Source organism: Pseudomonas sp. MWU12-2319 (assembly GCF_023242525.1).
GTDB lineage: Bacteria > Pseudomonadota > Gammaproteobacteria > Pseudomonadales > Pseudomonadaceae > Aquipseudomonas > Aquipseudomonas gingeri_D.
The window spans coordinates 172305-198989 of sequence record NZ_JALJES010000005.1 but is presented as its reverse complement, the minus strand read 5'-3'; the positions used below and the strand labels follow the sequence as shown (position 1 = coordinate 198989).

Here is a 26685-nt window from a genome sequence, read left to right as displayed (position 1 = left end):
ATGAAAAATCACCCGCAGAGTGTTTTTCGATTCGGGACTGAGCTAGTTTTAAACCTCCACGTATCAAGAGTCTGCTTATGAGCCGCCGACTTCAACGGATTGCAGGGCTGGCCAGCCTGGTGCTCGGGTTTTCACTAGTCTGCCATGCCGCACTCGCCGCTACGCAGGCTGGCGCCGCCGCTGTTGAAGTCCAGCCGTCCCCTGGCCGCTTTCTCTTCTGGACGCCCGCGGAGCAAAGGTTCGGCTACCGCAATATGGAGCGTATTTTTCCGACCCGCTTTGTATCCCGTGGCACCGCTGCAGTCTTCGAGCTACCGCGTGCCAAGGGCGAGTTGGCTGTGAACTTCGTCCACCATGGCCGCCCCCTGGATACCGCCACCTTTATGCGCGATACCAACGTCGAAGGACTTTTGGTGATTGACCACGGACGCGTGCTGCTCGAGCGTTATGGTCCGGATCTGACGGCGAATGAGCGCTGGACCTCCTGGTCCGTGGCCAAGTCGATTACCTCCACCCTGCTGGGCGCCGCGATTCAGGATGGTTTTATCCACAGTATCGAAGATCCGGTTACTCGTTATTTGCCTGAACTGTCCGGCAGTGCCTACGACACCGTGACGATCCGGCAACTGTTGACCATGACCTCGGGTGTGCGCTGGAGCGAGGATTATCGTGACCCACATTCCGATGTGAACCAGTTCGCGCATCTGTCGGAACATCCTGGCCATTCGATCCTGGACTACATGGCCGGGCTGCAACGCGAGGCGCCTCCGGGGACGCGATTCGTCTACAAGACCGGAGAGACCGATCTGATCGGGCTACTGGTCAGCCGTGTCACCCACAAGGGGCTTGCCGACTACCTGTCGGAGAAAATCTGGTCCCGCACCGGGATGGCCCGTGATGCGGTGTGGGCTCTGGATACCAGGGGCAGCGAGCTGTCCGGCTGCTGTCTGAGCATGACACTGGAGGACTTCGGGCGCTTTGGCCTGTTCTTCATGAACGGCGGCCGTGCAGGCGGGCAGCAGGTTTTGCCGGCGAACTGGGTGAGTGAGGCGACCCACTGGGCGGTTCGCGGCGACACGGCGAATCTTGGCTACGGCTTCCAGTGGTGGATCGGCGTGGACCAGACTTATCAGGCCCTCGGTATCTTTGGTCAGGCCATGTACTTCGACCCGCGACATGAATTGCTGGTAGTGGTCCTCGGCGCATGGCCCAGCGCCTCGGACAAGGAGCGTTTCGCGGAACGCCAGGCGTTCTTTGATGCGGTCGGCAAAGCCGTCTCTTTGGCGCCGCCAGCTAGGGATTTTCCTACCCCGTCTCCGTTATCCCTACCCTGAAATAGGGATGCTCCGATGGCGGGGCCTCCCGCCTATCGACGATATTTTTTCATGCCAGTCAGGTTTTCCGTCATGTTCCACAGCGTGCCGGCTTGTTAGGCGAGGGGCGCATCGGAGCACTCGACGAGGGCTTGTCGCGACCTGAAAAGGGGCTTGATCGTGCTGAAAAAAATCGTCGTGGCCGATTTGGGCGTCGGCATGTATATCCAGGAGCTTTGCGGTCCCTGGCTCGATCACCCGTTCTGGAAAAAAAGCTTTCTGCTTGAGGATGAGCAGACCCTGGAGAAGGTCCGGGATTCGTCCATTGCCTGCGTCTGGATTGACCTTTCCAAGGGCGCCGATACGCCGGTTGTGGGGCCGCATGAGCCTTTTCCCCCGGATGTGGCCGTCGCTACTGCTGTGCCTATCGCGCCGGCCCTCCCGTGTACGCCCAAGCCTGAGCGCGCGCGGGTGGCGATGAGCGACGAACTGGTGCGGGCCGCCAACGTCTGTTCCAGGTCCAAGGCCGCGGTCATCGAGATGTTTGGCGATCTGCGCATGGGCCGGGTCATCCAGATGGATCATGTGGCCTACATGGTGCGGGATATCTCCGACTCATTGATGCGCCATCCGGACGCCCTGATCAATCTGGCCCGACTCAAGAACGCCGATGAATACACCTATATGCATTCGGTGGCGGTCTGTGGATTGATGATCGGCCTGGCCCGCCAGTTGGGCCTGCCGCCGCTGCTGGTACAGGATGCCGGGCTCGCCGGCCTGCTGCACGACATCGGCAAGATGACCATACCAGAGGCGATCCTCAACAAACCGTCGGAGTTGACTGACGGCGAGTTCGAGACGATCCGTTCGCATCCAGAGGCCGGGCTGCAGTTGCTGGACAGCAATCATTTCAGCTTGCGGGTGCAGGATGTCTGCCTGCACCACCACGAGAAGGTCGACGGTAGCGGTTATCCCCACAAGCTGCGGGGTACCCAGATCAGCCTGTTCGCACGCATGGCCGCGGTCTGCGATGTCTACGACGCCATTACCTCGGATCGTCCCTATCGTCGCCATTGGGGCCCCGCCGAGTCGATCCACAGAATGGCTGGATGGGATGGGCACTTCGACCAGATGGTGTTCCATGCTTTTGTCAAATGTGTCGGGATCTATCCGGTGGGGGCGTTGGTGCGCCTGCGTAGCGAGCGTCTGGCGGTGGTCATGGAACAGAACGCCGATTCGTTGCTCATTCCCAAGGTGAAGGTTTTCTATTCGGTATCGCGCGGTATGCCCGTGACCCTCGAGGTGGTGGATCTGGCGAGTGGGCAGGACGCGATCATCGGCCTGGAGCTGGAGAAAAACTGGAACTTCAAAAATCTCGAGGCGCTTTGGACAGAGGGTGCTTGTAGGGATTGTCCTAGCTGCCGTCCTGCAAATCCTAGCTGTAAATAGGGATGCTCCGATAGGTGCGGTGATGTTACCGGGCCATTATTTCTCCAGGCAGCCAGAACCCTCGGTACACCACTTTCAGCAGATGTCCGAGCGGCCTTCCGGTTTTTCTGAGCGATCCTGATCTGGAGAGACGAAGGTGAAAGGACAGACACTGGTTTCCCCCGTGAATATGACACTGCTGCCGGCGGTCTTGAGTGGCGCCCTGGGTTGCCTGGCGATCCTGCTCAGCATCGGTCTGAACGGTCTGGCCCTGGGCAGCAGTGCCGCAGTACTGGTGGGGTCCTTGCTGATCGGCACCCTGGCGCTGCGCACCTTGAGCTCCGTGCAACGGCGCGAGGAACAGGCGTTCGAATCCTTGAACAGGCCTTTGCCAGTGTCGCCGGATGAGGGCTTGGCCGAGGTCTGTACCCAGGTTCTGCCGATCTGGTGCCGCCAGATCGACGCGGCCCGCAGCCTCAGCGAAGAGTCGATTCTCAAACTCAGCAATCGTTTCGCCACGCTGTCCGGTGATATCAGTGCTTCGGTTTCCAAGGGCGCCGGGCAGAGTTCCGGGACCAGGTTGGTGGAGATCCTTGAGGTCGGTCAGCGTGACCTGGACGCGATCATGGTCGAGTTGCGCGGCGCTCTCCTGCGCAAGGAGTCGGAACTCAAGGAGGTCCTGCTGCTGTCCGAGTTCACCTCACAGTTGCAGGAAATGGCCAAGTTTGTCGGTGATATCGCCCGGCAGACCAATCTGCTGGCGCTTAACGCGGCGATCGAAGCGGCCCGTGCCGGTGACGCCGGCCGCGGTTTTGCGGTGGTGGCGGACGAAGTGCGCAAGCTGTCGAGCCTGTCCGGTGATACCGGTCTGAAAATCAGCGAGACAGTGAGCACGGTCAATGCGGCGATCGCTCGTACGGTCGAACTGTCCCGGCATCAGGCGCAGCAGGATTCGCAGACCCTGGCCCATTCGGAACAACTGGTGTCCCAGGTGATCGAGCATTTTCGGCACAACGCCCAGGCCATCGTCGACACCAGCAGCGGCCTGCAGCAGCAGAGTGAAAATGTCGCGAGCGAGATCGCCGGGGTGCTGGTCGCCCTGCAGTTTCAGGATCGGGTCAGCCAGATGCTGAGCCTGGTCAACAACGACCTCGGCAAGCTGCGTGACCAGGTCAGCGAACGTCAACAACTCAGCGAGGCCGGTGCCACGCCGCCACCTATTGCCGCCCATGCCTGGCTCGAACAACTGGCCAGCACCTACACCATGCCCGAGCAACACGCGATTCATCACGGCAAACCCTTGGCCGGCAGTGCTTCATCCGACATCACCTTTTTCTAGGGAGTACCCCCCATGAGCAAAACCATTTTGATCGTCGATGACTCTGCCTCCATTCGCCAGGTGGTCAGCATCACCCTGAAAGGCGCTGGTTATGAAGTGATCGAGGGCTGCGATGGCAGAGATGCCCTGAGCAAGCTCGACGGTCGCAAGATTCATCTGATCGTCAGCGACCTGAATATGCCGAACATGGACGGCCTCAGCTTCATCAAGGCCGCCAAGCAACTGCCGGCCTACAAGTTCACACCGGTGATCATGCTTACCACCGAAGCGGCCGAGTCGATGAAACAGCAGGGCCAGGCCATCGGCGCGAAGGCCTGGATGGTCAAGCCCTTCCAGCCGGCCCAGATGCTCAGTGCCGTGTCCAAATTGATCATGTCGTAGCCGTCCAGGGCCCCCTGGAAAGGAGATTGTCATGCCACACACCGTGCCTTGCCTGCGTCGGATCCTGGTCCTTGAGGGACCGCTGACCATCTACACCGCGACCGAGCGCCGGGACCTGCTGCTGGAGTTGTTTCCCCTTGCCGAAGAGGTGGAAATGGACCTGGGCAGTGTCGACGAACTGGACACCGCCGGGCTGCAATTGCTGGTGCTGGCCAAGCAGGAGTCGATCCGCCAGGGCCGCACCCTGATCCTGAGCAATCACAGCGCAGCGGTACTCCAGGCCTTCGATTTGAGCGGATTGCATCGCTATTTCGATGAGGCGGGTGCAACTGCCGCCCAGAGGGGCTGACGTCATGAGCACGCCGATGAACCTGGACGATGTGCTGCAAACCTTTATTGCCGAAAGCCAGGAGCTGCTGTTGCTGATGGAGGACGCACTGCTGCGGATCGAGCAGGTCCCCGATGACGTCGACACGATTAACGCGCTGTTTCGCGTGGCCCACACCATCAAGGGGTCCGCCGGTCTGTTCGGCCTGACCCCTATCGTCGCCTTCACCCATGTGGCGGAAAGCGTGCTGGACCGGGTGCGCGGTAATGAACTGCGGGTGGACGAGGCACTCAGTGCGTTGTTCCTGCAGGTTCGTGATCATCTGGGCGAACTGATCGAGCTGCTGGCCCGCCATGGCGATCTGCAAGGTATGACCGCCGATCACGAACGGCAGGGCAGTGCCCTGGTGGCGCTGCTCAATGGTTATCTGGAGCCGTCTCTTGAGTCGGAACAAGGGGCGGTCATGGTCATACCCGCGAGCGATTCGACGGGAGGCTTGCGTCATTGGCACTTGTCACTGCGTTTCGGTAGCGATGTGCTGCGCAATGGCATGGATCCCTTGTCCTTTCTGCGCTACCTCAAGAGCTTCGGGCAGATCACCCAGGTTGTCTGCATGACCGAGGGCCTGCCGGAGGTGGCGGCGATGGACCCTGAGAGTTGCTACCTGGGTTTCGAACTGGGGTTTGTCAGTGAAGCCGATCAGGCGACCATCGAAAGCGCTTTCGAGTTCGTTCGCGAAGACAGCCAGATCTGCGTGCTGCCGCCGGAGCGCCAACCGGCGGATTTCCAGGCGCTGATCGAGCGTCTGGGCAGCGATCCGCAGGCTTTGCTGGAGGTGTTCATCGCTTGTGGTTCGCTGACCCGCGAAGACTGGCAGGCGGCGACTCAGGTGCCGTCCGCGACGTTCATGGCAGCCCCCGAGGTCGTGCCTGACCAGCCTCTGCCTCAAGGCGACGGTCTGTCCAGAAGCAAGCCGACCAGGGAGGCACGCTCGGTCGAGGGCAACCTGATTCGCGTCGATGCCGGCAAGCTGGACCAGTTGATCAACCTGGTGGGCGAACTGATCATCGCCGGTGCCGGTGCCAATCTGGTGGCGGCGCGCACGGGCATCGGCGAGATGATCGAGGCCGCCAGTTCACTCTCGCGCCTTGTCGAGGAAGTGCGCGACAGCGCCCTGACCCTGCGCATGGTGCAGATCGGCGCCACCTTCAACCGCTTCCAGCGGGTGGTTCGTGATGTCTCCAAGGAGCTGGGCAAAGACATTGTCCTTGAGGTCAATGGTGCGGAAACCGAACTGGACAAGACCGTGGTCGAGCGCATTGGCGACCCCTTGACCCACCTGGTGCGCAACGCCATGGATCACGGCATCGAAGCCGTGCAACTGCGCCGTGACCGGGGCAAGCCTGCCCAGGGCAGCGTTCGACTCAACGCCTATCACGAGGCCAGCAGCATCGTCATCGAAGTTTGCGACGACGGCGGCGGCCTGAACAAGCAACGGATCCTGAACAAGGCCCGGGAGCGGGGGCTGCTGGCCGAAGGGCAGGTGCTGGCGGACAAGGACATTCTCAATCTGATTTTCGAGCCCGGCTTCTCCACCGCCGAACAGGTCAGCAGCCTGTCCGGGCGGGGCGTGGGCATGGACGTGGTGAAGCGCAACATCACGGCGCTGCGGGGCAGCGTCAACCTGGAAAGCGAGGAGGGTGTCGGCACCACGGTGCGTATTCGCCTGCCGCTGACCCTGGCGATCATCGATGGCTTTCTCATCGGGGTTGGCAAGGCCTCTTATGTGGTGCCCCTGGACATGGTCGAGGAGTGCATCGAGCTCAACGCCGATGATTGCAACAATCAAGACTATCTGGACCTCCGGGGCTCGGTGTTGCCGGTCTTGCGCCTGCGGGACATGTTTGCCATCGACGAGCCGAACCCGGGCCGTGAAAACATCGTGGTGGTGCATTACGCCGGCGTTCGGGTAGGGCTGGTGGTTGATCAGTTGCTGGGAGAGTTCCAGACCGTGATCAAGCCGCTGGGCAAATTGTTCGGCACGGCCCATGGATTGGGAGGTTTCACGATCCTGGGGAGCGGCGCGGTGGCGCTGATCCTGGATATTCCCAACCTGCTCGGGCAGGTCGCCAGCCAGCAGAAACACGGCGCGACCCTCTGCCCTGAACTGACTCAATAGTCTTTCCCTTGGAGTACAGCCTCATGACCGTCAAAAAGAATATCTCGCTGTTGGTCGCCTCCGCCCTGCTGGGTATCCTGATCCTGGGCGGGGTCAGTCTCTATCTGATGGGCGGGGCCAGAACCATGGCCAGCTATGCCCAGGTCAATACGGTGCCGAGCATTGTCCTGTTGGACCAGGTGGCCGAGACCCTGGCCGATAGCCATGTTCATCAGTGGCAGAACCTTTCCACGCCGCTCGACAGCCGCTTGTCGTGGGTCGACAAGACCCAGGCGTCGGTGACCCAGGCGCTGGATCGTTATCAGAAGGAGTTGATCTCCGATGATCACGACGCAGCGTTGCTCAATAGCCTTCGAGCCCGCCTTGATGAGTACAACCGTGGCCTGGAGCGTTTTGATAGCTTGCTCAAAAATGGCGATCAAGCTGCCGTGCGCGGTCTGCTGCTCGACAGCCAGGCGGCACAAGACAAAGTTACCGCGGCCTTGAGCGATATGCGCCAGTACAACCTGGAACTGGGCAGCAAAGCGGCGTTGGCCGCGACCGGGACCGAGCAGACCGCGTTCTACATCGTTTGCCTGGTGGGTGGCGTGACCTTGTTGATCACTATCCTGTTGGGCTTTTTCCTGGCGCGTAACCTGTTGCGCTCCCTGGGCGGTGAGCCGGATGAAGTCCGGGCTCTGAGTGAACGCCTGGTCGCCGGTCAGTTGGAAGCCTTAGCCAGCGGTGGTGCCGTGAAGTCGGGCCTGCTGGGTTCCATGCAGCAACTGGGCGGTACCCTGAACCAACTGATCACAGAAATGAACCACATGTCCGCCGAGCACGATAAAGGCGATATCGAGGTGCATATCGAGGCTGGCCGCTTCGCCGGAAGCTACGGGCAGATGGCCCAAGGGATCAATGCGATGGTCAATGGCCATATCAGCGTGAAGAAACAGGCCATGGCCTGCATCAAGTCGATCAGCGAGGGCGACCTGGGGGCGCCGTTGCAGGCCTTCCCTGGGAAGAAAGCCTTTATCAACGTCACCATCGAACATCTGCGCAGCACGATCATGACCTTGATCGAAGAGATGAACCGGATGTCGGACCAGCACGAGAAAGGTGACATCGATGTACAGATCGATGCGCAGAAATTCCAGGGTTCATACCGTCAGATCGCCCAGGGCATCAACGACATGGTCAACGGCCATATCAGCGTGAAGAAACAAGCCATGGCCTGTATCCGTGCGTTCGGTGAAGGCGATCTGTCGGCTCCCCTGGCTCGTTTCCCCGGCAAGAAATCCTTCATCAATGACAACATCGAACAGCTGCGCAGCAATATCCAGGCGCTGGTCGAAGACACCCGCCGGCTGAGCGAGGATGCCGTGGTCGGCAAGCTCGACACCCGCGCCGACAGCACGCGTCATCAAGGTGATTTCCGCCGCATCGTCGAGGGGATCAACAGCACACTGGACTCGATTGTCGCCCCCCTCAGCGAGGCGATGGAAGTCATGGCGGCGTTGTCCAGCGGCGACCTGACCCGCAGCGTCAAGGGACACTACCAGGGCAGCCTGCAAGATTTGAAAAACTCGGTCAACGAAACGGTGGGCAAGCTCTCGCAGATCATCGGTGAAGTGCGCAGTTCCGCCGACTCGCTGTCCAGTGCTTCGGAAGAGATTTCCGCCACCGCGCAAAGCATCAGCCAGTCGGCGTCGATGCAGGCCGCGTCGGTCGAGGAAACCTCGGCGTCGCTGGAGCAGATGTCGGCATCGATTGCCCAGAACACCGAGAACGCCAAGGTCACCGACGGCATGGCGGGCAAGGCCACCAAGGAGGCCAGCGAAGGGGGGCAGGCGGTGAAAGACACTGTTTCGGCGATGAAAACCATTGCCGAGAAGATCGGTATCGTCGACTCGATTGCCTATCAGACCAACTTGCTGGCGCTCAACGCGGCGATCGAAGCGGCCCGTGCCGGTGAGCATGGCAAGGGCTTTGCGGTGGTGGCAGCGGAAGTCCGCAAGCTGGCGGAACGAAGCCAGATCGCGGCCCAGGAGATCGGCCAGGTGGCAAAAAACAGCGTCGCCCTGGCGGAGCGTGCAGGCAGCCTGTTGGATGAGATCGTGCCTTCGATCACCAAGACCTCCGACCTGGTCCAGGAAATTGCCGCCGCGTCCGAAGAGCAATCCATCGGCTCCGAACAGATCAACGGGGCGATGTCGCAGATGAGCCAGATTACCCAGCAGAATGCCTCGGCCTCCGAGGAACTGGCCGCCACGGCGGAGGAAATGAGTAGCCAGGCCGAGCAGTTGCAGGAACTGATGGGCTTTTTCACCCTGCAGGGCGGGGCGGCGGTCGCCCCCGCGCTGCGTGTGGCCCCTTCCAGCCAGCGGGGCATGCAAGACCGCGAGCATGCCCATGAGGGCGGCTTCATTCGCTTCGGGAGTTAAGTCATGAACACAGCCGCCAGCATCCTCGAACCGGAGGCGCAGAACCCGGGAGAGAGCGAGCCCTCACAGTTCCTGACGTTCACCTCGGCCAGGGAGGCCTACGCCATCGATACCTTGTGCGTGCGCGAGATCATCGAGTACGGCCAGGTCACCCAGGTACCGATGATGCCGGACTTTATCCGCGGGGTGATCAACCTGCGGGGTGCGGTGGTACCGGTGATTGATCTGCAAGCGCGTTTCAGCAGAGGCATCACGCGACCGGGCAGCCGTACCTGCATCGTGATCCTTGAGGTGTTGCAGGACGGCGACTCGCAGGTGCTGGGTATTGTCGTCGACTCGGTCAGCGAGGTGATCGAGATCGACCTGGCCGACATCAAGCCGGCCCCGGTGATCGGCAATCGGATCCGTGGAGATTTCATCCGCGGCATGGTCCGGGTCCGGGGGGAGTTCCTGACCTTGCTGCAGGTCGACCAGGTGCTCTGCGTCAGTGAGATCGCCGGTCAACTGCACTGAACGCTGTCGATCCGGCGCCGGGCAAGCGGGTGCCGCTGTCCAATCTTGATAAGGGACCGGCCGTTCAAGGGCGGTCCCCGGGAGTGAGCCATGTCTGAATCCATTTCGCCTTTGCGGCAACCACAGGACGCCGTGCCAACCCAGTACCTGACGTTCAGCTTGGGTCAGGAGATGTTTGCCGTTGGCACCTTGAGTGTCCGGGAGATCGTCGAATACGGCCCGATTACTGCGCTGCCACTGGCACCGCCGAGCATTCGCGGAGTCACCAACCTGCGTGGCGCGGCGATTCCGGTGCTGGACCTGGGGCTGCGTTTCGGCGGCAGCCTGACGCAGCAGAGTGCCCGCACCTGCATCGTCATGTTGGAAACCCGCGGGGCGGACGGTTCCGGTCTGGTGGGCATCATTGTCGACGCGGTCAGCGAGGTGCTGGAGATCGCCCGGGATCAGATCGAGCCCGCGCCAGCCCTTAATGGGCGCCTGAGCCCGGCCTTCATACTGGGTATTGGCAAGCTCAATGGCGGCTTCGTCCTGTTGCTGGACATCGAGCAGATTCTTGGCGCGGACGACTGGTCGGCTTTGCAGTCCCAGAGTGCCCTGACACAAGGACTGGCCTCATGAATGTGATTCTTTCAGACAATGAGTTCCAACAATTTCGCACGATGATCCGCGAGATTGCTGGTATCAGCATGTCCGACGCGAAGAAGCAGTTGATCAGCGGTCGCCTGGCCAAGCGCCTGCAGTATTTCAAGCTGACCAACTATGGCAGTTATTATCGCCTGCTGACCAAAGACAAGGTCGAACTGCAGATGGCCGTGGATCTGTTGACCACCAACGAAACCTATTTTTTCCGTGAGCCCAGGCACTTCGAATTCCTCAAGGACGTCATTCTCCCCGAATTGCGGGGCCATGCCCCGGTGCGGATCTGGAGTGGTGCCTGCTCCACTGGCGAGGAGCCTTACACCTTGGCCATGGTCCTGGCCGACAGCCTGGGTTCGCGACCGTGGGAGATTCTCGCCTCGGATATCAGCACGCGTGTGCTCGACAAGGCCCGCACCGGGCGTTATCCGCTGGATGCCACCAAGGGCATCCCCGAAGCGCTGCTGAACAAGTATTGCCTCAAGGGCGTCGGCAGTAATTCCGGCATTTTCATGGTGGATCCGGCGTTGGCGTCGCGCATCGATTTCACCGCGCTCAACCTGAACACCTCGCTGCCCGCGGTGGGGCAGTTCGACGTGATTTTCCTGCGCAACGTGATGATCTATTTCGACAACCAGACCAAGTCCCAGGTGGTGCAGCGTCTGCTCAAGCACCTCAAGCCTGGTGGTTACTTCGTCATTAGCCATTCGGAGAGCCTGAATGGAATTACCGATGATGTGCAGTTGGTCAAACCATCGATCTACCGCAAGCCCGCGGCCTGATGCGCCCGAGGTGGTGGAGCACTTCCTGCAGCCCGGTGAAGTGGTGTTCGGCGGCCGGCAGTTGCGGCTGCGTACCTTGTTGGGCTCCTGCGTGGCCCTGGTGCTGTGGCATCCGCAACGCTTGCTGGGGGGGATGTGTCATTACATGTTGCCTTTGCGACGCGGGCGGGATGCCGGTGACTTGAACGGGCGTTACGCGGCCGATGCGCTGGCGCTGCTGTTGACCTTCATTCGTCAAGCCGAGGCGCGGCCCGAAGAGTTCGTCATCAGCGTCTTTGGTGGTGGCGACATGTTTCCCAGTGTCCGACGCCGCGATGGTGTCGGCATCGGCGAGCTGAATGTGAATGCCGCCCGGCGGTTGATCAAGGCTCATGGCCTGCGCTGCGAGGTGTATCACGTGGGTGGCCAGGGCTATCGCAGCCTGGTGTTCGATGTGGCCAACGGTCGCCTGCAACTCAACCATACGGACTCGGCCCCAGGCCAGGTCGGGCCCCCGAGGAGTCGCGCAAGATGACGGATATCAAGGTATTGATTGTCGACGACTCGGCGGTGGTGCGTCAGGTATTGAGCGCGACCCTGGGCCAGGCCAGCGGGATCGAAGTCATCGGTGTTGCCGCTGATCCGCTGTTCGCCATGGAGAAGATGAGCAGGCAGTGGCCGGATGTGATCGTGCTGGATGTGGAGATGCCGCGCATGGACGGCATCACGTTCCTGAAAAAGCTGATGGCCGAACGTCCGACACCGGTGGTGATCTGTTCGACCCTGACCGAGAAGGGCGCCAAGACCACCTTGCAGGCCCTGGCGGCGGGAGCGGTGAGTATTGTCACCAAGCCCCAGTCCAACCTGCGTCAGTTCCTGAACGACAGCACCGATGAGCTGATACATGCGGTCAAGGCCGCGGCCAAGGCCAATCTGAAGCGGGTCCTGGCTCCTGAGATTCTGCCCAGACACACTGCCGACGCGATCCTGCCGGCGGGTAGCACAGCCATGGCACGCACGACCGAGAACATTGTCGCCCTGGGCACTTCCACTGGCGGTACCCAGGCCCTGGAGCAGGTGCTCCGAGTGTTGCCCCGGGTCTGCCCGGGCATTGTCATTGTCCAGCACATGCCGGAAAAATTTACCGCGGCCTTTGCCGAACGTCTCAACCAGGTCTGCGAGATCGAAGTCCGCGAGGCCCGCCACGGCGACCGGGTGATACCGGGACGTGCATTGATCGCCCCAGGGGGCAGCCATATGCTGGTCAAGCGCAACGGCGCGCAGTATCAGGTGGATATCGTCGACGGCCCTCCCGTCAGCCGGCACCGGCCCTCGGTCGATGTGCTGTTCCGTTCGGTCGCTCGGGGCGCGGGCAGCAATGCCCTGGGAATCATCATGACCGGTATGGGCGATGATGGCGCCCGGGGTTTGAAGGAAATGCGCGATGCCGGCGCCAGGACCCTCGGGCAGGATGAACCGTCGTGCGTGGTTTATGGGATGCCGCGGGAGGCGCTCAAGCTGGGGGCGGTCGAGCGGGAGTTGCCGCTGGAGCAGATCGCCGGGGCGATCCTCGGCATCTGCGGGCACGTTCGCTGAGGGCCGCGGGGGCGGTTCAGACCAGCCCCTGGCTCAGGGCGTAACGCACCAGGTCGGTGCTGGTGGTGAAACACATCTTCTCCATCAACCGGGTCTTGTGGGTGCTTACGGTCTTGTTGCTGATCACCAGCTGTTCGGCAATCTGATTGACGCTCAGGCCCTGTGCCAGCATGCGCAGGATCTGGAATTCCCGTGTCGAAAGCGTTTGTGACGGGCTTTCAGGCGACAGGCCGCTGCTTTGCAGGGCGATCTGTTCCGCCAGTTCCGGGTCAAGGTAGCGGCCACCGCCGCTGACCTTGCGGATGGCGGCCAGCAGGGTCTCCGGATCGTGGTCCTTGGTCATGTAGCCCGAGGCCCCGGCACGCAGTGCACGCTGGGCGATGTGGGCTTCGTTGTGCATGCTCAGGATCAGTATCGGCAGCTTGGGATAGTGGGCGTGGATACGTCCGATCAGATCCTCGCCGCTGCTTCCGGGCATGGTCATGTCGAGCAGCAACAGGTCGATCTCGGTGTGGCGCAGCAGGTCGAGGACCTGGGCACCGTTTTCCGCTTCGGCCACCACGCAAAAATCCTTGACCAGGGCGAACAGCTGCTTGAGGCCTTCGCGCATTATTCTGTGGTCGTCGGCTACCATCAATCGGATCATGATTCGTGGGTCCTTGAGTCGGGTACCTTCAGCTGTACGGTGGTACCGCCGCCGATTTTGCTGGAAATCTGGGTGGTGCCACCCAGGGTCAGGCCGCGTTCGCGCATGCCCAGCAGTCCGAGGGTTTTGCCGGAGAGCCCACGTTGCTCGAAACCCTTGCCGTTGTCGGTGATCTCCAGCGACCAGCCACTGGTGGTTTTTTCGAGGCTCACCGTGACTCGGGTCGCCTGGGCGTGGCGGGCGATGTTGGTCAGCGATTCCTGGGCGATCCGAAAGGCCGCGGTGGCAGCGGCATCCTCCAGTTGCATCGGTTGCCGGGGGAGTTGCAGGTCGCAGGCAATGTCCCATTGTTGCCTGAACGTGTCGGTCAGCCACTCCAGGGCGGCCACCAGCCCCATGTTGAGGATCGACGGACGCAGGCTGGTGGAGATATTCCTCACCACCTGGACCGTCTGATCGATCAGTTGCAGCAGGCGCGTGACTTGCTCACTGAGCATCGGCACTTGTTCGCCATACTGAAAGCGCAACAGCGAAGTGCCCATGCGGATTGCCGTCAGGTGCTGCCCCAATTCATCATGAATTTCCTGGGCAATCAGCTTGCGTTCCTCTTCCCGGGCACTTTCGCGGCTGGACATCAGTTGCCGAAGTTGATTGTTCAGCGCGGCCAGGCGTCGCTCGGCCACTCGTAGTTTGGAGATATCACGGACCACGGCCAGTACGGTGCTGATGCGCCCCTGGACGTCCTGTTCCGGAACCAGACTGATGTGGTAGACCTGTTGCAGGCGTTGGCGACCGTTGAGCAGATACTCGTACTCCAGAGGCTGGCCGCTTTCCACCGCTTCGATCAGCGCGTCCTGGAGCAGTTGGCTTTGCAGGTTGCGTGGCAGTATTTGCAGCAGGCGTTTGTGCAGTAATCCGGCCTTTGGTCGGTCAAGCCATCTTTCCAGCGCCGGGTTGATGAACAGCACTTTCCCCGACGGACTCAGGCGAGCGATACCGTCGGGGGAGTTTTCCACCAGGGTGCCGATTTCCTGTTGGCGGGCTCGTTCATTGCGCTGGATTTCCTTCAGGTCGGTGATATTCCGGGCAATGCATACCATGCGGTGCGCACGGCCGCTGGCATCGGCGATCGGCACCAGGTTGAAATGGATGATCAAGGAGCGCTTGCCACAGGGCAGGTGGGCATCGAGCTCGATGGGGGCACCGACAGCGATGCAGTGTTGGCAAATAGCGTCGACCACCTGCGCGGCCTCGCTCGGCAGCCAAGACTCCGGAGGTTGCCCTATGAGCTCCCCATGGCTTCTGGCGAGCATCTGGCAGAGTATCGGATTGGCCTCCAGACAACTGAGCCGCTGGTTGGCATCGATGGACAGCAGGCAGAGCATGTCCTGGGTGTGATCGAAGACTTCGCGATAACGGCGTTCGCTTTGCGCAAGGTTGTCCAGGGCCGAGCAGCGCTCCCAGGCAATGGAACCTATGTGGCTGGCCATCTGCGCATACTTGCGCTCTTGTTCAGGGAGGGGATGTTCGCCGTTGGTAAACAGCAGGATGACCCCAAGTGTCTGGCCAGCGCTGTTGACTACCGGTTCCAGCCAGCAGCCCCGATATCCGGCCAGCAGGGCTGGCGCGCTGAAACTCAGGTGCGTGGCGTCGGCCCTCAGGTCATCGATCAGCCGGCGCTGCTCAAAGAATCCCGGGAAACGGTTCAGGTCGGCGACCAGGCAGGCCTGGAGCGACTGCGGGACCACGGCTGGCGGGGCCAGGTTGTCGCCGTCGGGCTCTGTCTTGAAGGCGATTGCATTGCGAAAGTCCGGCGCCAGTACTTCCAGGTAGGTACTCAACAGTGGCAGCACGGTACGCAACGCACCGTCGGTGATCATCACCTGGAAAATCGCCGATCGGGCATTCTCCGCACGTTCCTGTTGCCGCAAGGAGCTCACATTCTGGGCCATGACCAGGATCCCGGAGATCTCTGCGTTTTCATCATGCTCCGTCGTCAGGTTGCACAGGAATGCCACGGAGTACCCGGAGTAGGGATCCTTGCTTTCCAGCAACCGGGTGGCCGGGATGCCGGTGGACAGGGTGTGTTGCAGATGTGCGCGAAACTCCTCGTCGATCGGTTGCGTGTGGGAGCCTTGTGACGCTGTGCGTTCGATGCCGGGAACATCGGGAAAGCCCCGGGTGCGTTCGAACTCGGGGTTGACGTAGATGCGTTGTCCAAGCCGGTTGTAGCGCAGGATGATATTGGGCGAGTTTTGCGCCAGGGAGCGGTACTTCTGTTCGTTGCTCAACAGGGCCTGGCGCAAGGCCAGGTGTTCGCTGATGTCCTCGAGTTGGGACACGAAGTAAAGGGCTTCGCCTTTCTGGTTACGGGCTACGCCGATGGTCAAGCGCGCCCACAGCGCGCTGCCGTCCTTGCGCAGGTAACGTTTTTCAAAGGTGACGCTTGAACACTGGCCCTGGATCAGCCTGGGTATTTCGTCCCGGCCAGCCTGAAGGTCGTCCGGGTGGGTCAGTTGCTGGAACGAGGTACCGCGCAGCTCTTCTTCGGTGTAGCCGAGCATCCGGCAGAGCATCGGGTTCGCGGCAATCCATTCGCCGCTCAGGCGTAGCAAGGCCAGGCCGGTGCCGGCGGAATCGAAGGCGAGGCGATAGTCTTGCTCGGCGGGGCCCAGCGGTAATCCTTCGGTTTTGTCAGGGCCTTGCGTGGGAGCGAGCTCTGCAGTAACGGCTGAGTCCATTCGCCTTTCTCCCGGTTATTTTGCCTGGAGCATAGCGCAAGCGCCCAGCGGTATGCACACCTGTTCGGTCTGGGGCGTGGGACCGTTGATCAGTGTCGGATCCTGGCCGGCAAGCAGGCCGATTGCGTCATGACCCCCCTTGCCGACGGAAGGACGGTTGGCCGCTTAGACAAACGTCTAAGGTATGAGCAAGGTGATATCAATGTGATGCTATGTTGTTGACTCCACGCCATCGAATATCTCGATGGAAGCCGCCCCGCTTTGGAGGATCAGCCCGCGCAGGTGGACCTGATGTGCTTTTGCCGGTATCGGTAGCGCCCGTTTCGACGGGACACTGGCCATGGGAGTGACGGATTTATGTTTTCCAAAGTCAATACTGAAAGCGAAATCGTCATTATCGATGATGTTTCGCTCAACCACCGGTTGTTGGAATCGTGTTTGCGGGCCTATGGGCTTCGCAACATCAGAACGTTTTCCGACTCCGCCGAAGGGCTGACCTGGCTCCAGTCCAACCCCTGGGACTTGTTGTTGCTGGACCTGTATATGCCGGCGCCCGATGGTTTCGAGATTCTTGATCGCCTCAAACAGCGCAGCCGGACCGAATCGCCGATCATTATCGTGACGGCCCTGAACGATCCGCAAAACCGGCGCAAAGGCTTGGAGATGGGCGCCAACGACTTCGTCTGCAAACCCATCGATCTGCCCGAGGTGCTGTTGCGAGTGCGCAGTTGCCTGGAGCTGGCCCAGGCCACCCGGTTGTTGCGCGAGGCCAATGTCGAACTGGAGCGCAAGGTCGAACGACGTACGGCCCAATTGGAGGCCAGCTACCAGGCGATCGCCAACAGTCTGGGTCGTGCTGCCAGTTATCGGGGCAACGATACGCTCAACCATGTCCGTCGCATCGGCGATTGCGCAGCCCTGTTGGCCAAGGCGGTCGGTATGTCCAGGCAATGGTGCGAGCTGATCCGTCTGGCGGCACCGATGCATGATGTCGGGAATATCGGCATAGAAGACGCGATATTGCGCAAGCCCGGGGTGCTGACGGCGCGGGAACGGGAAATCATGCAGGACCATCCGCGCATCGGTTATGAAGTCCTGCGCGACAACAACGGTTCCCCGGTCACCGACCTGGCGGCGGAGATTGCCCTGGCGCATCACGAGCGGTGGGATGGCACCGGTTATCCCAACCGGTTGCAAAGCGAGGCGATTCCTTTGTCAGCCCGGATCACGGCGATCTGTGATGTCTATGAAGCGCTCAGAATGCCACGTCCCTACAGGGAGGCGTGGAGCGCCGAGCGCTCGCAGGAATATCTTTGTGAACAGGCCGGCCGGCACTTTGATCCGCAACTGGTGGATATTTTCTGCGGTCTGCTGGATGAGATCGAGGCTGAGCGACTACGCTCGCTCTAAAGAAAGTATAAAGAAAGTAATAGCGACGCCGACAATAATATTGACCCTTATTGGCTTTGGGTCGGCTACCTGAAAGGGACGAGCGCTGCACGCCTTCACTGCGCAGACAGAGAGGCATTCCTATGATAATAAAGCTCCTGGCTACCCTGCGGACCCTCATGTCCGTGCCCCATGACAACCCCAAGCTGCTGCGGGCTCAGTACGTGGCCTTGTCGCGCCAGCTGCCGCTGATGTATCTGGTCTTGCTGCTCAATATGTGGGCGCTGGCCATCACTCACCTGACCACCGCCCCGTTGTGGCTGACATTCGCCATTCCGCTGGCCATGACGGTGGTCTGTTTGGCGCGCGCCTGCATGTGGTTGCGTAGCGCCGGGCGCTTGCCGGCCGATGCGCAGATCCTCGCCTCACTGCGGCGAACCAACCAGTTGGTGCCCTTTATCGCGGGCGCCTTCACATCCTGGTCCCTGGCCCTGTATCCCTACGGCGACGCCTATTCACAGTCACAAATCGCCTTTTTCATGGGCATTACGGTGATCGTCTGCATTTTCTGCATGATGCACCTGCGACCCGCGGCGCTGACCGCCACATTGGTGGTCAACGTCGCTTTCGTGGTCTTTTTCTCCTCTACCCACAACCCGGCCTTTATTGCCACGGCGGTGAATGTCCTGCTGGTGTCCCTGGCGATGCTGATCATCCTGCAGCATCACTACCATGACTTCACCCGGTTGGTGAATGTGCAGGCGCAGACCGAAGAGCTGAGCAACGAGAACCTGCGACTGGCCAATCAGGACAGCCTGACCGGGCTGCCCAATCGGCGGCAGTTCTTCAGCACCCTGGAGAGCGCCATGCACCTGGCAATCACCCAGAAAAGACGCCTCGCGGTAGGGATCCTCGATCTCGATGGATTCAAGCCGGTGAACGATCTCTACGGCCACAGCGTCGGTGACAAGATTCTGGTCATGGTCGGTCTGCGCTTGCGGCAATTGGCCGATGCAACGGTGCATGTGGCACGGTTGGGTGGGGATGAGTTTGCCCTGGTGCTCGAAGGCGATCTCAGTGACGAGGATTTGCAGGTGTTCGGCAAGGCGGTGTGCGAGCGGTTGCACGTCGAGTTTCTGCTGGTCGATGTGCCGATCCAGATTGGCGCAACCCTGGGCATTGCCACATTTCCCGAGGGCGCGGCGAGTGCCATACAGCTTTTCGAATATGCCGACTATGCACTCTACCAGGGCAAGCGCCATAACCCGGGTTCGATGTGCCTGTTCTCGGCCAGCCATCGCGAGCAGTTGCACCGTGACGCCATCACCGAGCAGGCGCTGCGCAGGGCGGTGCTGGACAAGGAGTTTTTCGTGCTGTTCCAGCCGATTCTCGATTGCCGCAGCCGTGAGACGGTTGCCTTCGAGGCTTTGGCCCGCTGGAACAGCCCGGAGTTGGGCCTGGTATCCCCGGCGCAGTTCATCCCCATTGCCGAGCGCATCGGCCTGATCAATCGCCTCACGCTGCCGTTGTTGCAGCAGGCGCTGGGTATGGCGCGGTTCTGGCCTGAAGGCATACGGCTTTCATTCAATCTGTCGGTCCACGACTGCGGTTCCCACGACAATGTGCAGTCGATCATCGACGTGATCACGGTCAGTGGCTTCAATCCGGCGTATCTGGATCTGGAAATCACCGAAACCGTCGTCATGCAGGATATCCCTCAGGTGCAATCGGCGATCGGACGGTTTCGTCAATTGGGCTGCGGTATCTCGCTGGATGATTTCGGCACGGGGTATTCAAGCCTGAGCCAGCTGCATGCCCTGGCGCTGACGAAACTCAAGATCGATCGCAGCTTCGTTGCCGATATTCACATCAAGCCCGCGAGCTACAAGATCGTCAAGTCGCTGCTGGCCTTGAGCCTCGACATGGAATTGGAATGCGTGGTCGAGGGGATCGAGACCCAGGAGGAGCTCCAGGCCCTGTGCAGCCTGGGGTGCATGCAGGTGCAGGGGTTTCTTTTCAGCCGTCCGGTGGCTTTCGCCGACACCCTGGACTGGTTGGCGCAGGCTGAGGCGCGGCGGCGGCAATGGGCGGCCGGACAGGTGCTGGATTCAGCATGAGCAGATCTTCGACGGCGTATTGTCAGGTGCCCATGGGCGTCTGTTCAGGGCTGGTCCACAGACCTTTCTTCGGCTGGCGCTGAGCCTGCTATCCGAGCCGCCAGGCGAGCTTTGGCGGCTTGTTGGGCGGTGATAATCGCCTTGGCATCTTCACGTTCGAGGAAGCGCGCCATCGACTCGTCGCGCTGGGCTTGCATGCGTGCAGTCACCCGCGAACTACCGCCTTCGGCGAATGCCGAGAGCGGGACGCTCAACAAGGTGACGCTCAACAATGCGCTGAGGAGCTTCATGGGAACTCTGCATGAGTGATGGGGAGTATGAACAGGGTAGTGGCCGCGCAGCGCTCGTGGTCTGAGCACTGATGGATCGGCCTGCTCCCTGCGACCCGAATTATATGACAGGTTACTGCCAGTTTTCGAAGGGTCAATGCGTCAGCGTAGCACCCTCAGCGTAACCAGATCTCACTGACTGAGTGGTCAGACGCCTTGCGCAACACCAGGTCGGCGCGTTCGCGGGTCGGCAGGATATTTTCCAGCAGGTTGACGCGGTTGATGTCCCGCCAGATCTGGCGCGCGGCTTCGGGGGCTTCCTCGGGCGTCAGGTCGGCCAGTTTGCGGAAATAGGCACCACGGGCGCGGAACGAGGTCTTCTGCAGCATCAGGAACCGCGCCACGTACCAGTGCTCGATGTCTTGTTCATCGGCATCCAGGTACACCGAGAAATCGAAGAAGTCGGAGACGATGGTCGAGGGTTTCAGCCCGTCGACGCCATCGGTTTGCAGCACGTTGAGGCCTTCGAAGATCAGGATGTCCGGCTGGTCGATCACCTGGAACTGGTCGGGCACGATGTCGTAGCTGACATGGGAGTAGATCGGCGCCTCGATATTGTGCTCGCCGGCTTTCACCGCTGCCAGGAACTTGACCATGTGCTTGCGATCGTAGCTTTCTGGAAAACCCTTGCGGTGCATGATGCCATCGGCCACCAGCTTGCTGTTGGGGTAGAGGAAGCCGTCGGTGGTGACCAGGGCGACGTTGGGGTGATCCGGCCAGCGCGCCATCACCGCCTGCAGCACGCGGGCAAAGGTGCTCTTGCCGACGGCGACGCTGCCGGCGATGGCAATGATGTAAGGACCACGGTGGGTCGGGCGGCTGAGAAAGGTATCGCGGATGCCTGTCAGTTGGCGGGCGGCGCCAATGTGCAGGTTGATCAGCCGCGACAGGGGCAGATAGACATCGGCGACATCTTCCAGGGAGACGTCTTCGTTCACGCCGCGTAATGCCGACAGGTCTTCTTCCGAGAGGGTCAACGGCGTGCTGGCACGCAGTTCCGCCCACTCGTTGCGGGTCATTACGAGGTACTCATCGGATCTCATCGGTTGCCATCCAGGCCTCTTCAATGGGCGGATTATCCAACGCTTTGCCCCCACTTGTCCGAAGATCAGAATAATCTTTTGAATTCATTGGATATTCTGTAGCCTTGCGGCGCTGCAAAGCAGTCCATGCCTGATGGATTCACTCTCCCGGTCCATACGTTGCACCTAATATCCCGTCTCGGAAAGGGACGGGGGCCGGGGTATACTCGACTTTCGCGCTCTCGCGCTTGCAGGTCTTGCGAACATGACGCAGATTTCCGAACGCCTTCTGGTTCAAGCCCACCTTGATGCCAAGCAACCCAAACCCCTGAGTGCCGCCGAAGAGGCGCAGTTGCGGGCCGATATCGCCGCCGAGCTCAAGGCCCGGGATGCGGTGCTGGTGGCTCACTTCTATTGCGATCCGGTGATCCAGGCGCTGGCCGAGGAGACCGGCGGCTGTGTCTCCGACTCCCTGGAAATGGCCCGTTTCGGCGCCGCCCATCCGGCCAAGACCGTGCTGGTGGCCGGTGTGCGCTTCATGGGCGAAACCGCCAAGATCCTCACCCCGGAAAAACGCATCCTGATGCCGACCCTGGAAGCGACCTGCTCGCTGGATCTGGGATGCCCGGTGGACGAGTTTTCCGCGTTCTGCGACCAGCATCCCGAGCGCACGGTGGTGGTCTATGCCAACACCTCGGCGGCGGTGAAGGCACGGGCCGACTGGGTAGTGACCTCCAGTTGCGCGCTGGAGATCGTCGAAAGCCTGATGGACAACGGCGAAACCATCATCTGGGCGCCGGACAAGCACCTGGGGCGTTATATCCAGAAGGAAACCGGTGCCGATATGTTGCTCTGGGACGGCGCCTGCATCGTTCACGAGGAGTTCAAGTCCAAGCAGTTGGAGGACATGAAGGCGCTGTATCCCGAGGCGGCGATCCTGGTGCACCCCGAATCGCCGGAGTCGGTGATCGAACTGGCCGATGCGGTGGGTTCCACCAGCCAATTGATTGCGGCGGCGCAGCGTCTGCCGAACAAGACCTTTATCGTGGCCACCGACCGCGGCATTTTCTACAAAATGCAGCAGTTGTGCCCGGACAAGGTCTTTATCGAGGCGCCGACCGCCGGTAATGGCGCGGCGTGCCGCAGTTGCGCGCATTGCCCGTGGATGGCGATGAATACCCTGGAGCGCACCTTGCAGTGCCTGCGCGAGGGTAGCAACGAGATCTTCGTCGACCCGGCGGTGATTCCCCGCGCGGTTCGCCCGCTCAAGCGCATGCTGGATTTCACCCAGGCGGCGCGGATGAAACTGGCGGGCAATGCCTGAGAGGCATTTGGCGACGGCTCACCCCTGTAGGAGCGAGCTTGCTCGCGATGGACGTCAACGATAACGCAGGGCACCTGATACCCCGCAGTGCCTGGGTTACCATCGCGAGCAAGCTCGCTCCTACAGGGGGCGGATGTTGTCAGCCGCCCATCAAGTCCTTGACCATGCGCTCCTGATCAATCAACTCCTTCTGGCGCGCATCGATGCGTGAAGCCAGTTGGAAGTTCGGCGCGCGGCGCTTGGCGAAGTCCAGCTGCTGGATCGCCTGCTTGAAGTCGCCGACCAAGGCAAAATACTCGGCTCGCGCCTGGTGCAGGCCGATGATATTGCCGGACTGGCCACGGGTTTCGGCGAGCTGATACCAGACATCCGGATCGTCCTGGCGAGTCTTCAACAGGTCGTCCAGGCCCTTTTCCGCCTCGGCCGGACGATTCTGCTTGATCAGCAGGTCGATGCGTTCCTGCTTCAGCGGGTAGCTGGCAGGATATTGCAGCAGCATCTTGTCGGTCCGTTGCAGTGCTTCGGGGAACCGGCTGGCCGCCGTGTCCAGGTCGATCTGGGCCAGGTTGTAGGTGATGTCATTGGGTGATTTGTCCAGCAGCGGCTTGAGGGTCGCCCGGGCCTCGTTCAACTGCGTACCTTTGATCTGTGCGATAGCCAGGCCATAACGCGCCACGTCGGACTTGGGGTTCTCGTCCAGTTGCGCACGGAAGCGCTTGGCCGCCAACCCTGGCGAGTCTTCATAGGACAGTATCACCCGCGCTCGAATCAACTGATAACGCAGGCTGTCCTCGATACCGCCGGGCTTGGACTGCTCGGCGCGGTTGCGGGTGTCGGCGATCCGTGACTCGGTGACCGGGTGAGTCAGCAGGAATTCCGGTGGCTTGGCGTCGAAGCGGTAGATGCGCATCAGGCGCTCGAACATGGTTGGCATCGAGCGTGGGTCGTAACCGGCTTTTTCCAGGGTGAGGATGCCGATACGGTCGGCTTCCTGTTCGTTCTGACGGGAGAAGCGCTGTTTCTCCTGGAACGCCGCGGCCTGGGTGCCGGCAATAGTGGCAATACCGGCATCACCGCCGCCCGCCGCCGCGATCACGATCCCGGTCAGGAGTGCCGCCATCATCGGCAGTTGCATGCGTTGCTGGGCTTCCACGCCCCGGGCGAAGTGGCGTTGTGACAAGTGCGCCAGTTCGTGGGCCAGTACCGCGGCGTATTCGCCCTCGGTCTGGGCGTTGAGGAACAGGCCACCGTTGATCCCGACAATCCCGCCGGGCGCGGCGAAGGCGTTGAGCTGGTTGCTGTCGATCAGGATGAACACCAGGCGACGGTCCTGGACCTGGCTGCTTTCCGCCAGTTTGTAGACGGTGGTCTCGACGTAATCCTTGAGCTGCGGGTCATTGAGTTGCTTGACCTCGCTGCGCAGCAGGCTCAGCCAGGCACGGCCCAGCTGGAATTCCTGTTGCGGGGAGACAATGGCGGAACTGGCGTCGCCGAGTGACGGCAGGTCGTCGGCGAAGCCTGGAGAGGCGAGCAGGCAAGCGAGCGTCAACAGGGTGGGGCGCAGAAAGGTCATGCACAGGGCTCTGAGTCGGCAAAGTCCTTACTGTAGCCGGACACTGCGCCTGCGACCAGAGCTGCTTCCACTTGGGGTATCCTAGGCGCTTCGAACCGACCATCCGGCAGCGCGCCAGGAGTGAAGCAATGACCGAAGTTGTAGAGCACGATGCCGAGCTGGACGCCAGTGGCTTGAACTGCCCGCTGCCGTTGCTCAAGGCCAAGCTGGAACTCAATCGCCTGGCCAGTGGCGCGGTGCTCAAGGTCATTGCCACCGACGCCGGATCGCAGCGCGATTTTCGGACTTTCGCCAGGCTTGCCGGACATATCCTGATTCATGAAGAGGAAGCGTCCGGCGTTTATCGCTACTGGTTGCGCAAGGCATGACGCAGCGCGTCGGCTCAGGCCTCGTTCAGCGCCTGGGCTGCCGCCAGTACCGCGTCGACGTGGCCCGGAACCTTCACGCCGCGCCATTCCTGACGCAACACACCGTTTGCATCGATCAGGAAAGTGCTGCGGTCCACGCCCAGGTATTCCTTGCCGTAGAGCTTCTTCAACTTGATCACGTCGAACAGCTGGCAGACGGCTTCGTCCTTGTCGCTGATCAGTTCGAAGGGGAACTCCTGCTTGCCCTTGAAGTTCTCGTGGGACTTCAGGCTGTCGCGGGATACGCCGAAGACTTCGGTGTTGGCGGCCTGGAAGGCGCCGTACTGGTCACGAAAGCCCTGGCCCTCGATGGTGCAACCCGGGGTGCTGTCCTTGGGGTAGAAATAGATCACCACCTGCTTGCCCTTGAGGTCGGCGAGGCTGACGGTCTGCCCGCTGGTGGCCTGGGCCTGGAAATCGGCGACGGGTTGATCGATAACGACGGCCATGGGGGTTTCCTTACATTGGGTTCTGTGGGCGCCACGGTTCGATCAGGGCGTCGAGGTTCATCGCGTCGGCGAAGTCCAGGAACTGATCGCGCAACCAACTGATCTGCACGCCGGCAGGCAGGGTCACGGTAAAGGTGGCGTTGAGCATGGTGCCGCCGGTCTGGGGCGCCAGGTAGGTGTCGCAGGTCAGGTTTTCCAGCTCGACGTTGTGGTCCATGAAGAACTGGCACAGCTCGTTGATGATGTCCGAGCGGTAGGCCGAGCTGACATAAGCGACGTACGGCAGTGCCTGGGGACGGCTTTCCAGGGCGCCGCTGCGCACCACGCTGACAATGAAGGCGTGCTTCTTCGCCAGGTTCGGCAGGCCGGCTTCCAGGCGCGCCAGGGCGTCCCAGCTGCCGGAAATCTGCAGGACCAGCGCGCTGTACTCGCCATGGCGGGTCAGGCGTGAAGTTACGACGGCGCAGCGATTTTCATGGCTGGCGCGGCACAGGACGTTGGTCAGCTCCATGGGGTTGGCGCCGAGGGCACTGATAACAAGGAATTGTTCGCGGACTGTGGGGGTGGACATGCAGCATTCCTAAAGCGATGAGCGGTCAGTACCTTGGGGGCGGTCAGGGGCTGGGTTCGGGGATCCGGATGCGGATGGCGAGGCCTGGAATCGAGCGCTGGTGCCGGTTGCCGTCTCGCAGGGGACGGGCGGCGGCCAGGCCGGAGCGGGCTTCGGGCAGCGAAAATGGAGACTGGAACCCGGCACTTGAGCGACTCAGTACCGATCAAAGTCTGAAGGGTAGCGAAAACCTGCGCTCAGGGGAATGCTCATAGACAGTACTTCGCTTGTACAAGCCTGATGGCGCCAGTACCATTACCGCTCTCTTTTTCCGGCAGGAGCGGTTGCATGATTGCGGGCAGTATGGTGGCACTGGTCACACCCATGGATGCACAGGGTCGTCTTGACTGGGACAGCCTGAGCAAACTGGTGGACTTCCACCTGCAAAACGGCACCAACGCCATTGTCGCGGTCGGCACCACAGGTGAGTCGGCCACTCTCGATGTGAACGAGCATATCGAAGTGATTCGTCGCGTGGTCGACCAGGTGGCAGGTCGTATCCCGGTGATTGCCGGTACGGGCGCCAACTCGACGCGTGAGGCGATCGAACTGACCACCAATGCGAAAACCGCCGGCGCCGACGCGTGCCTGCTGGTGACCCCTTATTACAACAAGCCGACCCAGGAAGGCCTGTACCAGCATTTCCGCACCATCGCCGAAGCTGTCGACATCCCGCAGATCCTCTACAACGTTCCAGGCCGTACTGCGTGTGACATGCAGGCCGAGACCGTGATTCGCCTGTCGAGCGTGCCGAACATCATCGGCATCAAGGAAGCCACCGGTGACCTGGCGCGAGCCAAGGCGATCCTGGCTGGCGTGAGCAGTGATTTCCTGGTGTATTCCGGTGATGACGCCACCGCGGTCGAGCTGATCCTGCTCGGCGGCAAGGGCAATATCTCGGTGACCGCCAACGTTGCACCCCGTGAAATGAGCGCGATGTGCGCCGCCGCCATGGCTGGCAAGGCCGATGAGGCCCGGGCGATTCACGAAAAACTGATGCCGCTGAACAAGACCCTGTTCATCGAATCCAACCCTATCCCCGTGAAATGGGCGCTGCATGAGATGGGCTTGATGCCGGACGGTATCCGTCTGCCGCTCACCTGGCTCAGTGCTGCCTGTCACGAACCGCTGCGGCAGGCCATGCGCCAGTCCGGCGTCCTGGTTTAATTGAGGAAATACCC

Annotated in this window: 24 protein-coding genes; 17 read left to right on the top strand and 7 right to left on the bottom strand. The window is 61.1% G+C overall.

Features of this window, described 5'->3' with window-relative positions:
• Nucleotides 1–77: 77 nt before the first annotated feature.
• The 12 genes from M5C01_RS10565 (at nucleotide 78) to M5C01_RS10510 (ending at nucleotide 12897) form a co-directional block, all read left to right on the top strand.
• A complete protein-coding gene (locus M5C01_RS10565; protein WP_152738173.1) occupies nucleotides 78–1334 on the top strand; it encodes a serine hydrolase domain-containing protein in 1257 nt (418 codons plus the stop codon).
• Between the two features lie 159 nt (nucleotides 1335–1493).
• A complete protein-coding gene (locus M5C01_RS10560; protein WP_178129811.1) occupies nucleotides 1494–2762 on the top strand; it encodes an HD-GYP domain-containing protein in 1269 nt (422 codons plus the stop codon).
• 169 nt (nucleotides 2763–2931) lie between these two features.
• Nucleotides 2932–4080 carry a methyl-accepting chemotaxis protein gene (locus M5C01_RS10555; RefSeq protein ID WP_103498641.1) on the top strand — a complete coding sequence of 383 codons (1149 nt, stop codon included), beginning with the start codon at nucleotides 2932–2934 and terminating at the stop codon, nucleotides 4078–4080.
• A 12-nt stretch (nucleotides 4081–4092) separates the two neighbouring features.
• On the top strand, nucleotides 4093–4461 hold the full coding sequence (locus M5C01_RS10550; RefSeq protein ID WP_103498642.1) for a response regulator: 369 nt from the start codon (nucleotides 4093–4095) through the stop codon (nucleotides 4459–4461).
• Nucleotides 4462–4492: 31 nt separating this feature from the next.
• A complete protein-coding gene (locus M5C01_RS10545) occupies nucleotides 4493–4810 on the top strand; it encodes an STAS domain-containing protein (protein WP_103498643.1) in 318 nt (105 codons plus the stop codon).
• A gap of 16 nt (nucleotides 4811–4826) precedes the next feature.
• Entirely contained in the window at nucleotides 4827–6968 is a 2142-nt protein-coding gene (locus M5C01_RS10540) for a chemotaxis protein CheA (protein ID WP_152738576.1), read from the top strand.
• Between the two features lie 23 nt (nucleotides 6969–6991).
• Nucleotides 6992–9391, top strand: coding sequence for a methyl-accepting chemotaxis protein (locus M5C01_RS10535; RefSeq protein WP_152738180.1), 2400 nt, complete (start codon nucleotides 6992–6994; stop codon nucleotides 9389–9391).
• A gap of 3 nt (nucleotides 9392–9394) precedes the next feature.
• Nucleotides 9395–9904, top strand: a complete 510-nt coding sequence (locus tag M5C01_RS10530; RefSeq protein WP_152738183.1) for a chemotaxis protein CheW — start codon at nucleotides 9395–9397, stop codon at nucleotides 9902–9904.
• 90 nt (nucleotides 9905–9994) lie between these two features.
• A complete protein-coding gene (locus M5C01_RS10525; protein ID WP_103498647.1) occupies nucleotides 9995–10522 on the top strand; it encodes a chemotaxis protein CheW in 528 nt (175 codons plus the stop codon).
• The gene (locus M5C01_RS10520; protein ID WP_152738187.1) at nucleotides 10519–11322 is read left to right on the top strand and encodes a protein-glutamate O-methyltransferase CheR; all 804 of its coding nucleotides are present in this window, start codon (nucleotides 10519–10521) and stop codon (nucleotides 11320–11322) included. The genes M5C01_RS10525 and M5C01_RS10520 overlap by 4 nt, the downstream gene beginning before the upstream one ends.
• Nucleotides 11261–11836 (top strand): chemotaxis protein CheD, encoded by a 576-nt coding sequence (locus tag M5C01_RS10515; protein WP_306110041.1) that lies wholly within the window; start codon nucleotides 11261–11263, stop codon nucleotides 11834–11836. Before M5C01_RS10520 ends, M5C01_RS10515 begins: the two co-directional genes overlap by 62 nt.
• Nucleotides 11833–12897: a chemotaxis response regulator protein-glutamate methylesterase gene (locus M5C01_RS10510; RefSeq protein ID WP_152738190.1), complete on the top strand. Its 1065-nt coding sequence runs from the start codon at nucleotides 11833–11835 to the stop codon at nucleotides 12895–12897. Before M5C01_RS10515 ends, M5C01_RS10510 begins: the two co-directional genes overlap by 4 nt.
• Before the next feature lie 16 nt (nucleotides 12898–12913).
• Here M5C01_RS10510 and M5C01_RS10505 read toward each other — a convergent pair whose 3' ends face one another.
• Complete coding sequence (locus tag M5C01_RS10505) at nucleotides 12914–13543, bottom strand: response regulator transcription factor (RefSeq protein WP_103498651.1); 630 nt, start codon at nucleotides 13541–13543, stop codon at nucleotides 12914–12916.
• Nucleotides 13540–16284, bottom strand: a complete 2745-nt coding sequence (locus tag M5C01_RS10500; RefSeq protein WP_152738193.1) for a PAS domain S-box protein — start codon at nucleotides 16282–16284, stop codon at nucleotides 13540–13542. Before M5C01_RS10500 ends, M5C01_RS10505 begins: the two co-directional genes overlap by 4 nt.
• Before the next feature lie 357 nt (nucleotides 16285–16641).
• Between M5C01_RS10500 and M5C01_RS10495 the strand changes: the two genes are divergently transcribed.
• Together M5C01_RS10495 and M5C01_RS10490 are read left to right on the top strand one after the other, a co-directional pair.
• Nucleotides 16642–17694 (top strand): HD domain-containing phosphohydrolase, encoded by a 1053-nt coding sequence (locus tag M5C01_RS10495; RefSeq protein ID WP_152738196.1) that lies wholly within the window; start codon nucleotides 16642–16644, stop codon nucleotides 17692–17694.
• A gap of 122 nt (nucleotides 17695–17816) precedes the next feature.
• Nucleotides 17817–19790: an EAL domain-containing protein gene (locus tag M5C01_RS10490; RefSeq protein WP_152738224.1), complete on the top strand. Its 1974-nt coding sequence runs from the start codon at nucleotides 17817–17819 to the stop codon at nucleotides 19788–19790.
• 44 nt (nucleotides 19791–19834) lie between these two features.
• Here the strand turns inward: M5C01_RS10490 and M5C01_RS10485 are convergent, their stop codons facing one another.
• Nucleotides 19835–20080 (bottom strand): co-regulatory protein PtrA N-terminal domain-containing protein, encoded by a 246-nt coding sequence (locus tag M5C01_RS10485; RefSeq protein ID WP_152738228.1) that lies wholly within the window; start codon nucleotides 20078–20080, stop codon nucleotides 19835–19837.
• A gap of 155 nt (nucleotides 20081–20235) precedes the next feature.
• A complete protein-coding gene (gene coaA, locus M5C01_RS10480) occupies nucleotides 20236–21162 on the bottom strand; it encodes a type I pantothenate kinase (protein ID WP_103498656.1) in 927 nt (308 codons plus the stop codon).
• Between the two features lie 244 nt (nucleotides 21163–21406).
• Between coaA and nadA the strand changes: the two genes are divergently transcribed.
• Complete coding sequence (gene nadA, locus M5C01_RS10475) at nucleotides 21407–22465, top strand: quinolinate synthase NadA (protein WP_152738231.1); 1059 nt, start codon at nucleotides 21407–21409, stop codon at nucleotides 22463–22465.
• Between the two features lie 139 nt (nucleotides 22466–22604).
• On the opposite strand, the gene M5C01_RS10470 is transcribed toward nadA, so the two are convergent.
• Nucleotides 22605–24038, bottom strand: coding sequence for a M48 family metalloprotease (locus M5C01_RS10470; RefSeq protein WP_152738234.1), 1434 nt, complete (start codon nucleotides 24036–24038; stop codon nucleotides 22605–22607).
• Nucleotides 24039–24166: 128 nt separating this feature from the next.
• Between M5C01_RS10470 and M5C01_RS10465 the strand changes: the two genes are divergently transcribed.
• A complete protein-coding gene (locus M5C01_RS10465; RefSeq protein ID WP_103498659.1) occupies nucleotides 24167–24406 on the top strand; it encodes a sulfurtransferase TusA family protein in 240 nt (79 codons plus the stop codon).
• A gap of 14 nt (nucleotides 24407–24420) precedes the next feature.
• Here M5C01_RS10465 and M5C01_RS10460 read toward each other — a convergent pair whose 3' ends face one another.
• A complete protein-coding gene (locus tag M5C01_RS10460) occupies nucleotides 24421–24894 on the bottom strand; it encodes a peroxiredoxin (protein WP_152738237.1) in 474 nt (157 codons plus the stop codon).
• A 10-nt stretch (nucleotides 24895–24904) separates the two neighbouring features.
• Nucleotides 24905–25465, bottom strand: coding sequence for a glycine cleavage system protein R (locus M5C01_RS10455; protein ID WP_100938862.1), 561 nt, complete (start codon nucleotides 25463–25465; stop codon nucleotides 24905–24907).
• Nucleotides 25466–25792: 327 nt separating this feature from the next.
• Between M5C01_RS10455 and dapA the strand changes: the two genes are divergently transcribed.
• A complete protein-coding gene (gene dapA / locus M5C01_RS10450) occupies nucleotides 25793–26671 on the top strand; it encodes a 4-hydroxy-tetrahydrodipicolinate synthase (protein ID WP_103498661.1) in 879 nt (292 codons plus the stop codon).
• The last annotated feature ends 14 nt before the right edge of the window (nucleotides 26672–26685 follow it).